This window comes from Limnohabitans sp., assembly GCF_040401495.1.
GTDB lineage: Bacteria > Pseudomonadota > Gammaproteobacteria > Burkholderiales > Burkholderiaceae_C > Limnohabitans.
In genome coordinates this window covers 1-2,434 of the sequence record NZ_JBBAOI010000051.1, presented here as the reverse complement: position 1 = coordinate 2,434, position 2,434 = coordinate 1, and the positions used below count along the sequence as shown (strand labels likewise).

The following is a 2,434-nucleotide window of genomic DNA, read 5'->3' as shown; positions in this document are numbered from 1 at the left end:
TGGGGCCAAACCAAGTACCGGCCTTTAAGGATGTCTGCGACTGGTCCTACCCAAACCCTGAAATTGAATCCTTAAATCGAGATGGTCCTGAAATGGGTCATTTCCGCTTAAAAGGGCGGGTGTTGAAGATTCATTTGCGTGTTTGATGGCTTTAAGGTTGATTGATCAATATATTACTTAACATAATATACATCGTATGAATTTGTTAAGATCAGTATTTCAACCAATTAGCCGTGCTCGCTCAGATATAGCCTATCAAACCCAGAACAGCCAAAGCTGGTTTACTGTGGCTTGGGATTCTTAAGTTCGACACTTGCGAAGTGTAAAGTATTGATTTCATTAGGTTCATCCCAATAAACGTAGACTACAAACTGGAAGTTAGAAGATTATTTGGTGTGGGTGCTTTCAGCTCCAGAGCGTTGAAGAGTGATTTCTGAGCAGGATTTATCTCAGTGATCCCATTGAGACTTTGCCCATCCTCGGTTTGTACGGTTTGTTGTTGTATTCTTTTAAATTGCGCAAGCAGTGTGGTGGGTGACTCACCTCGATTTGCCGCTTGCAGTCTCATCCTCATCACTCGATACAGTATCAGGGCCATAAAGCAGACCATTGCATGCGCCCTTATTCGTCGGGGTAAGCGGTGGTAAACGGGGCCAATTTCAATATCTGATTTCAAGACCCTAAAGCCTCGCTCAATGTCAGCCAAACTTTTGTAACGACTCACCACCTCACTAGGCGCTAGATCTGTATTGGTCACCAACAGCAATTTGCCGTCTAGCATCTCAAGGTATTTTTTGCGCGCCTCATCGATCTCGTAACTGAAGAGATCTCCCTTGAGATCGACTTTAATGATGTGCGCAAGACTTGCATCTTTGACCGCATGATAAAAGCGCGCCTTAGCCCCTGAGTCTGACATGGGGCGGCCTTTGCCCTTCCTCGCGTCCGTGTCTTGAGCGTCAAGTTTGCCACTCCACTTGAAAGCCAAATCCTCAAGCTCTTTGATCGACTTGTTCCTTTTTTGCGCTCTGCGGCTAGCGCCCTCAGGGTCGTGCGCTACGACCATGCGCTTGTCGCGCCATTTTGTCTCTGCGCACCAGGGCTGATCTGTCGGTTGCTTGAGCTGTAACGCTTGAAGATCTTCAGCGAAGTCGCCGTGCCGCGCCGCAGGCACCGCCATAATGTAGTCGAGCTGAACGCTCTGTCCTCTTAGTTTCAAAGTCTCTTGCAATTTTTCAATATCATCAAGGTTGTTCATGCTAAGTAAGCCCCGATCTGCAATGAGAACAATTCTCTTAAGTGGGTACCTCTTAAGAAGCCCCTCAATCATGGGCAGCAGCGTCTTGGTCTCTGCCGTGTTGCCAGGGTGGACTTCATGCGAGATGGGTAAGCCTTCAGCCGTTTGAACCAGCGAGAGAACAAATTGCCTTGCAACTAAGCCCGACTTACTCATGCCGTAGGCTCGAACATCACCCTCTAATACTGTTTCACCGCAAACGCCAACGGTGGTCAGGTCGTAGAAGACCACCGACAGCTCTTGGTCAATTAACGGCCGCATCAATGTTGCAAGCCGCACACCCAAGGCCTCACTGTGATCATCAAGAACGTCCATGGCCCGAAGAAGATGATGGTGCTCTGGCAACCCATCAGCAAAGCCAAAGCCCACAGGCAGTGCAACCGTCTCAAGCCATCTGAGCACCCCCAACTTGCTAGAAGGGTCACACAAACGGTTGAACACCATAGAGCGCAAGCATGCAAGAACCTCAACCTCACTCTTTGAGGACCTCCAAGCCCGTGACAAGTCCTCAAACCCCAAGCTCAGCCAAAGTTGGTGAAGAGCCCAAACATCGCCCACATCTTTGGAGGCCACAAATCGCAGCCCCTCCAGCGAGGAGGCGCCGCGGGCAGTGAGCCCCTTTGCTTTTTGAAGCGCAGCGATGAGGAGATCCACCTCAGCGCCGGTGTCTAAACGCCCCAGCGTACAAATAGTTCGTTGGCGCGGTTTGCCCTCCTCGTTGCGATAGGACTCAACGAGTTGGGCGTAGCGACGTCCCGCAGCTTGGGTGACCTTGATGAACATGGCTCAAAGTATAACAAACTTAGAAAAGGTTTAAAACTACTTCTTATTGGCAACGTACCACTACAAAAATCATAGGCAATTATTCGCTAACATGTTGATTCCTCAAGTGTTTTTAGTGAATAACCAATGGAAAATGATGCCGCAAGTGTCGAACTTGAGAGGCTAAGTCTTGTAACTTGCGCCCTACTTTGTCGTCAGCAGCGAGAGCAGAAATGTCTGCTGTCAAGCCGAGCACAGCCAGAACGCGGACATAACTCCCCAAAGTTGCCCCTGGGTCACCTTTTTCCACTTTATATAAGGAGGATCTTGAAATGCCTGCGCGCTGAGCAACAACCAAACTGCTTAATTTACGGCGTA

The 2,434-nt window shown here is 49.1% G+C and carries 1 protein-coding gene and 1 pseudogene; both read right to left on the bottom strand.

The genetic code is table 11. The annotated features are described in order from the left end of the window. Positions 1–364: 364 nt before the first annotated feature. Entirely contained in the window at positions 365–2,077 is a 1,713-nt protein-coding gene (locus AC9UEO_RS13510) for an IS1634 family transposase (RefSeq protein WP_509534554.1), read from the bottom strand. A 112-nt stretch (positions 2,078–2,189) separates the two neighbouring features. Then, positions 2,190–2,434: pseudogene (locus AC9UEO_RS13505) on the bottom strand (transcriptional regulator); the annotation flags it as partial.

Bases quoted from the DNA above. Each gene is read 5' to 3' on its own strand.
- AC9UEO_RS13510 (WP_509534554.1), bottom strand. From the start codon at position 2,077: ATGTTCATCAAGGTCACCCAAGCTGCGGGACGTCGCTACGCCCAACTC.